The organism is Vibrio sp. 1069 (genome assembly GCF_033340555.1).
This window is the reverse complement of the sequence record NZ_JAWOWP010000562.1, coordinates 1-610: the sequence shown is the minus strand read 5'-3', so window position 1 is coordinate 610 and position 610 is coordinate 1. Positions and strand designations below refer to the sequence as shown.

Here is a 610-nt window from a genome sequence, read left to right as displayed (position 1 = left end):
AAAGTGGTACGTCACTACACCCGCAGCCAAACACACACTGAAGATAAACAGCACCGACAGCAGCGTAAAAATGATGCTGAACATCACGATTTGGCGCGCTGCCGCCACGTTGACTTTCATCTCTAGCAGAAACAAATCCAACGTCGAGCCCGACCACGTTCGCAGTGACGTCGAAAGGTCGTCAATCTGTGACAAAATGGCTCGTAGCCCATTAATGGCTTGTTCAACTTCCTGATTTTTAGCCCCATTTAGGGCTCGGCTACTGTCTGCAGTAGCCGAGCCTTGGCGCTCATTGATGGTATGCACGGAGTCATTCATAAAACTCTTCCTTCATGATTAGAGCGAAATGTAAGGAACAGGCTTATTTGATGAGCTTAGAGACCGCCCAACCTGCCAGGAATGCACAACCGATACTCAACAGCGGGCGCTCTTTAATGACGTTTTCTGCGGATTTGGTCGCTTGCTGAATGTTCTCTGCGCCGACTTCCAGCTTCTCTTTGGCATGTTCTTTCATGGCGCCAACCGCTTCTGAAGTGGCTTGCTCTGCAAGGTGGTACGCCTCTTCAAATTGCTCTTGAGGTTTAACTGCGCTTTCTTTTGTATTAGCCAT

General features: G+C 49.0%; 1 protein-coding gene and 1 pseudogene. Both read right to left on the bottom strand.

The annotated features are described in order from the left end of the window. Positions 1-318: pseudogene (locus R7040_RS27750) on the bottom strand (hypothetical protein); the annotation flags it as partial. Between the two features lie 43 nt (positions 319-361). After that, a partial coding sequence (locus R7040_RS27745) for a hypothetical protein (RefSeq protein ID WP_005466481.1) occupies positions 362-610 on the bottom strand: 249 nt, incomplete at its 5' end.